This window comes from Kitasatospora sp. NPDC097605, assembly GCF_040302725.1.
Classification (GTDB): domain Bacteria; phylum Actinomycetota; class Actinomycetes; order Streptomycetales; family Streptomycetaceae; genus Kitasatospora.
In genome coordinates this window covers 164,414-170,634 of sequence record NZ_JBEOSF010000013.1, presented here as the reverse complement: position 1 = coordinate 170,634, position 6,221 = coordinate 164,414, and the positions used below count along the sequence as shown (strand labels likewise).

4 protein-coding genes and 2 pseudogenes are annotated in these 6,221 nt (G+C 71.5%); 4 read left to right on the top strand and 2 right to left on the bottom strand.

Annotated features, from left to right (window positions below):
• Window positions 1-1,563: SpaA isopeptide-forming pilin-related protein (locus ABTX81_RS17480; RefSeq protein WP_350546065.1), on the top strand; the 1,563-nt coding region annotated here is incomplete at its 5' end.
• Between the two features lie 87 nt (window positions 1,564-1,650).
• On the opposite strand, the gene ABTX81_RS17475 is transcribed toward ABTX81_RS17480, so the two are convergent.
• Window positions 1,651-2,310: a ThuA domain-containing protein gene (locus ABTX81_RS17475; protein WP_350546063.1), complete on the bottom strand. Its 660-nt coding sequence runs from the start codon at window positions 2,308-2,310 to the stop codon at window positions 1,651-1,653.
• A 179-nt stretch (window positions 2,311-2,489) separates the two neighbouring features.
• Between ABTX81_RS17475 and ABTX81_RS17470 the strand changes: the two genes are divergently transcribed.
• The gene (locus tag ABTX81_RS17470; protein ID WP_350546060.1) at window positions 2,490-4,157 is read left to right on the top strand and encodes a purple acid phosphatase family protein; all 1,668 of its coding nucleotides are present in this window, start codon (window positions 2,490-2,492) and stop codon (window positions 4,155-4,157) included.
• A gap of 16 nt (window positions 4,158-4,173) precedes the next feature.
• Window positions 4,174-4,461, top strand: a pseudogene (locus ABTX81_RS17465) (helix-turn-helix domain-containing protein); the annotation flags it as partial.
• Window positions 4,462-4,489: 28 nt separating this feature from the next.
• Here the strand turns inward: ABTX81_RS17465 and ABTX81_RS17460 are convergent.
• Window positions 4,490-5,704, bottom strand: a complete 1,215-nt coding sequence (locus ABTX81_RS17460) for a pyridoxal phosphate-dependent aminotransferase (protein WP_350546056.1) — start codon at window positions 5,702-5,704, stop codon at window positions 4,490-4,492.
• 96 nt (window positions 5,705-5,800) lie between these two features.
• Between ABTX81_RS17460 and ABTX81_RS17455 the strand changes: the two are divergent.
• Window positions 5,801-6,151: pseudogene (locus tag ABTX81_RS17455) on the top strand (winged helix-turn-helix transcriptional regulator); the annotation flags it as partial.
• Window positions 6,152-6,221 lie beyond the last annotated feature (70 nt).

Below are 6,221 nucleotides of genomic sequence, written 5' to 3'. Positions count from 1 at the left end.
AACCCGGACACGATGGTGGGTGCGGCTTGCACCACCGGTGCGGACGGCCTGTGCCGCCGGACCGTGGACGTCGGTACCTACTACTGGCGGGAGACGGCCGCGCCTCCTGGGTATGCGCTGCCGGTCGATCCGGTGTTCGGTCCGCTGGTGCTCACTCCGGCCAATGCGGCCCAGGGTGTGCAGGTGACGGCTCCCGATGTGCTGCTTCCGGCGGTCACGGGTGAGGTGCGGGTACTGAAGACGGACTCGGTGACGGGTGCTCCGCTGGCCGGCGGTGTCTTCGAGCTGTGGGAGGAGACCAACGGGATTCCCGGTCTCCAGACCACCGGCGTGAACCCGGACACGATGGTCGGTGCGGCTTGCACCACCGGTGCCGACGGCCTGTGCCGCCGGACCGTGGACGTCGGTACCTACTACTGGCGGGAGACCGCCGCACCCCCCGGGTACGTGCTTCCGGCTCAGCCGGTGTTCGGCCCGCTGGTGCTCACTCCGGCCAACGCGGCCCAGGGCGTGCAGGTGACGGCTCCCGACGTGCCGCAGGCCCCGGTGACCGGTGAGGTCCGGGTCCTGAAGACCGACGCGGTGACGGGTGCTCCGTTGGCCGGCGGTGTCTTCGAGCTGTGGGAGGAGACCAACGGGATCCCCGGTCTCCAGACCACCGGCGTCAACCCGGACACGATGGTGGGTACGCCCTGCACCACCGGTGCCGACGGCCTCTGCCGCCGCACGGTGGAGGTCGGCATGTACTACTGGCGGGAGACCGCCGCGCCTCCCGGCTACGTGCTGCCGGCGGACCCGGTGTTCGGCCCGCTGCTGCTGACCCCGGCCAACGCTCAGGCGGGCGTCCAGGTCACCGCCCCGGATGTGCCGGAGGGTCCCGTGACCACCGGTGAGGTGCGGGTGCTGAAGACCGACGCCGAGACCGGTGCGCCGCTGGCCGGTGGTGTGTTCGAGCTGTGGGAGGAGACCAACGGCATTCCCGGTCTCCAGACCACCGGCGTCAACCCGGACACGATGGTGGGTGCGCCCTGCACCACCGGCGCGGACGGCTTCTGCCGTCGGACGGTGGACCTGGGTACCTACTACTGGCGGGAGACCGCCGCGCCTCCCGGGTACGACCTGCCGGCCGACCCGGTGTTCGGCCCGCTGGTCCTGACGGCGGCCAACGCCGCCCAGGGCGTCCAGGTCACCGCCCGTGACTGCCCGTCGCCGAAGCCGCCGGGCAAGGGCTCGATCCACCTGAAGAAGAAGGACGAGTGGTCGGGCAAGCCGCTGGCCGGCGCGGAGTTCGAGCTGTGGAAGGAGACCAACGGCGTCCCCGGCCTGCAGACCGGCGGTGCCGACCCGGACACCCAGGTGGGTGGCTGCACCACCGACGCCCACGGTGCCTGCGAGTTCGACCGGCTGCCGGTCGGGGAGTACTACCTGAAGGAGACCGCCGCCCCCGACGGTTACCAGCTCCCGCGCGACCCGGTCACCGGCCCCATCCAGGTGAACGCCGACGAGTGCGTCCCGATCTGCCTCACCAACAAGAAGGAGAAGGACGAGGAGGAGTGCTGGTAATCGGCTGAACCGATGAACTCATGGGTCGCCCGGAGCAGGATCCCTGCTCCGGGCGGCCCTTTGCCGTGGCGGCGCTCCCGCGACGGCTCAGCCGAGGACGTGCCGCAGGCCGCCCAGCAGGTGCCCGCGGAAGAACCGGTCCGCGTACGCCTCGGGCGCGTGGCCGAGCGCGGTGTAGAAGGTCGGCGCGCCGTCGTGCTCCCCGCACCAGGCGAGCGGGTGACGGTCGGCCAGGCCCATGGCCGCTCCCGTGTAGTCGGCCTCGTCCACGGTGAGCAGCACCCGGGCGCCGCGCTCGCCCGGGTCGGAGCGGAAGTCGTACCACTCGTCGGTCCACTGCCAGCGGGCCGGCAGGTGGGCGGTGGCCGGGTGGTCGGGGTCGGCGACCCGGACGGGGGCGGTCTGGATCGGCGGGTGGCGGTCGAACCGGGCGCCGACCAGCCCCTCGAACCACGGCCACTCGTACGCCGTGCTCGACGCCGCGTGCACGCCCAGCCAGCCGTGACCGGCGCTCAGATGGGCGCGCAGCGCGTCCTGCCCGGCCTCGTCGAGCACCGGGCCGCCGGTGGAGAGGAACACCACGGCGGCGTAGCGGCGCAGGGCGGCGGGTCGGAAGACGGCCGGGTCCTCGGTGGCGTCGACGGTGAAGCCGTGCCGTTCGCCCAGCTCGCCCAGCGCGCGGGTGCCGTCGACGACCGAGGCGTGCGGGAAGCGGAGGTTGCGACGGTAGATCAGGATCCGGGCCATGGTGGACGATCCTGCCAGCCCCGCCCGGAGCGCCGGCGCCCGGGCCCGGGGGACGCGTTTCGCCTGCGTACGGCTTTGCCGAGGCATGGTCGAACATTGGCGTTCGACTGACCGGCACGCCCGGGCGCGTTCACCGTTCGTCCGTGTCTGGTCAACGCGTGGCTGGAAGAGTCCCGGGCATGGAAACTCCGAACATGGGCGTGCCGGTGAAGCTCGCCGAACGCATGAGCATGGCCGAGCAGCACGAGTACCTGCGGGCCCGTTTCTCGCGCCGCCGGATGCTGCGCGCCGGCGCCGTCTCGGTGGGCGCGCTGGCCGTGGGCGGCGCGCTGGGCGGCGGTACCGCCTCGGCGGCCCCGGTCTCGCCGCAGCTGCTGGCGGGTGGCGCCACGGCGGGCATCGACGGCTCGCTGGTGGCCCCGATCGGGCGTCACCTCTCCTTCGGTCCCGAGCCGGACACCCAGTTCCGGGTCTCCTGGCAGGTGCCGGCCCCGGTGAAGCGGCCGTTCCTGCGCTACGGCAAGCACCCGTGGGACCTCAGCCACCGGATTGAGGCGGAGGTGCGCACCCTGCACACCCCGGCGCTCACTCCCACCGGGCAGCCGGTGGACCAGTACTACCTGCACGTGGCGCTGGAGGACCTGCACCCCGACACCACCTACTACTACGGTGTCGGCCACCAGGGCTTCGACCCGGCCTCGCAACAGGCCGTCTCCACCCTCGGGACCTTCCGCACCGCGCCCTCGCGCGAGCACCGCTGGGGCAAGGTGTACGAGCCGTTCACCTTCACCGCCTTCGGCGACCAGGGCGTCAGCGATCACGCCAAGGGCAACGACCACATCATCCTGGCCCAGAACCCGGCCTTCCACCTGCATGCCGGCGACATCTGCTACGCCGACCCGGCGGGCTCCGGCCAGGACTCCGACAAGTCGGTGTTCAACGCCGTCACCTGGGACGCCTTCCTGGTGCAGACCGAGACGGTCGCCTCGAAGGTGCCGTGGATGGTCGCCTACGGCAACCACGACATGGAGGCCTGGTACTCGCCGAACGGCTACGGCGGCGAGAACGCCCGCTTCTACCTGCCGGACAACGGGCCGGACAAGCGCAGCGTCCCGGGCGTCTACTCCTTCCGCTACAAGAACGTCGGCGTCATCTCGCTGGACGCCAACGACGTCTCCTACGAGATCCCGGCCAACCTGGGCGTCTCGGCGGGCAAGCAGACCCGCTGGCTGGAGCGCACCCTGAAGGACCTGCGGAACGACGAGACCGTCGACTTCGTGGTGGTCTTCTTCCACCACTGCGCCTTCTCCACCACCCACCAGCACGCCTCCGAGGGCGGGGTGCGCGAGGCCTGGGTGCCGCTGTTCGAGAAGTACCGGGTCGACCTGGTGATCAACGGCCACAACCACGTGTACGAGCGCACCGACGCGATCCTCGGCAACAAGGTCTCCAAGGCGGTGCCGAGCGGCGCCACGGTCGAGCCCGCCAAGGACGGCGTGGTGTACGTGACGGCGGGCGCGGCCGGCCGCAGCCTCTACCGGTTCGACGCCCCGGACACCTGGGAGGGCCACGAGAACCGCCTCGACTCGGTGGACACCTACTACTTCGCCAAGGGCGGCGGCAAGGTCACCGAGAAGGTCGAGTGGTCGCGGGTCCGCTACACCGGCTACTCGTTCATCAAGGTCGACGTGAAGCCGGCCCCCCTGGGCCAGAAGTCCGAGATGACCGTCACCGCCCTGGCGGAGGACGGCACCCGGATCGACCACTACACCATCCAGCGCAAGGTCGGCGAGGGCTGGGACGGCGACCGCGACGACGACGGCCAGGGCGGCGGCTGGGGCTGGTAACCCCGCCCTCCCCTGTGGCTGCAGCATCATGGATGCGTCCCGGCTGGTGGGCGTGCACGAGCGGACTGGACTCGAGTGGCGCGACGGTCGGACGGATCCGAACAGGTTCGGGGCGCCCGCTCGATTCGAGCGGGCGCCCGCCGCGTGTCCGGCCCGTCCCCGCTACCCGGGCGAGGGCGAGCGGATCCACATCGCCGACCGGTTGTGGGGGAAGGCGACCGTCCGTGCGATCGCGGCCGAGCTGGGCCGCAGCCCGTCCACGGTCGGCCGGGAGATCCGGCGTAGCCGCCGGCGGTCGCTCCGTGGGGGCCTTTCGCGTTGTCGGGTGGGGGTCAGACCTGGCGGTAGGTGGCGAGGAAGCGGCCGATGCGGTTGATGGCCGTCTCCAGGTCGTCGGCGCGGGGGAGGGTGACGAAGCGGAAGTGGTCGGGGCGGGGCCAGTTGAAGCCGGTGCCCTGGACGACGTGGATCTTCTCGCGGAGGAGGAGGTCGAGGACGAAGCGCTCGTCGTCGACGATGCGGTGGACGGCCGGGTCGAGCCTGGCGAAGGCGTAGAGCGCGCCGCGGGGCTTGACGCAGCTGACGCCGGGGATCTCGTTGAGGGCCCGGAAGGCGACGTCGCGCTGTTCGGCGAGGCGGCCGCCGGGCAGCACCAGGTCGTTGATGGACTGGTGGCCGCCGAGCGCGGCCTGGACGGCGTACTGGGCGGGCACGTTGGGGCACAGCCGCATGCCGGAGAGCATGGTGAGGCCCTCCAGGTAGTCGCTCGCGTGCTGCTTGGGCCCGGAGACGACCAGCCAGCCGCTGCGGAAGCCGGCCACCCGGTAGGACTTGGAGAGGCCGTTGAAGGTGAGGGTGAGCACGTCCTGGGCGAGCGCGGCCAGGCAGTGGTGCTCGACATCGTCGTAGAGGATCTTGTCGTAGATCTCGTCGGCCAGCACCATCAGCTGGTGGCGGCGGGCGAGGTCGAGGATGCCCTCCAGCAGCTCCTTCGGGTACACCGCGCCGGTGGGGTTGTTGGGGTTGATGACCACGATCGCCTTGGTGCGGGCGGTGATCTTCGCGGCGATGTCGTCGAGGTCGGGGAGCCAGTCCGCCTGCTCGTCGCAGGCGTAGTGCACCGCCTTGCCGCCGGCCAGCCGGACCACCGCCGTCCACAGCGGGTAGTCGGGCATCGGGACGAGCACCTCGTCGCCGTCGTCCACCAGCGCGGTGACGGCCATCTGGATCAGCTCGGAGGCGCCGTTGCCGAGGTAGACGTCGTTGACGGTGACACCCTCGACGCCGCGCTGCTGGTAGTACTGCACGACCGCGCGGCGGGCGGGCAGAATGCCGCGCGAGTCGCTGTAGCCGTGTGCCTGGGGGAGGCTGCGGATGATGTCCTGGAGGATCTCCTCCGGCGCCTCGAAGCCGAACGTGGCCGGGTTGCCGGTGTTCAGCCGGAGCACGCTGTGCCCGGCCTCCTCCAGCGCGTTGGCCTGATCGACCACCGGGCCGCGGATCTCGTAGCACACGTCATTCAGCTTGCTGGACTGCCGAAACTCCATCTGCGGCCTCCCGACCGTCACCCCGCGTCGTCCTGGTCGCTTTGTTCTACCAAGTAGGCACTTGGAAAGTCCAACCTCTTGGCTATGCTGATCCACATGTCACGCCGAAGCTACGACCAGTACTGCGCCGTCGCCCGCGCCCTGGACGCGGTGGGGGAACGCTGGAGCCTCCTGATCGTCCGTGAACTCCTGGCCGGCCCGCGCCGCTACACGGACCTGCACGCCGACCTGCCCGGCGTCTCCACCGACATCCTCGCCGCGCGGCTCAAGCAGCTGGAGAGCGAGGGCGTCGTCGAGCGTCGCCGCCTGGAGCGGCCGGCCAACGCCACCGTCTACGAGCTGACCGGGCGCGGCGCCGCGCTGCGGCCGGTGGTGGCGGCGCTCGGCGCCTGGGGGCTCGACGCGCTGGGGGAGCAGCGACCGACCGATGCCGTGCGGACGCACTGGATCACCGGCGCGGTGGAGGAGACCGCGGGGGCGGCCGTCGGGGTCTGACGGAACGCGGCCGGGCCGCGGG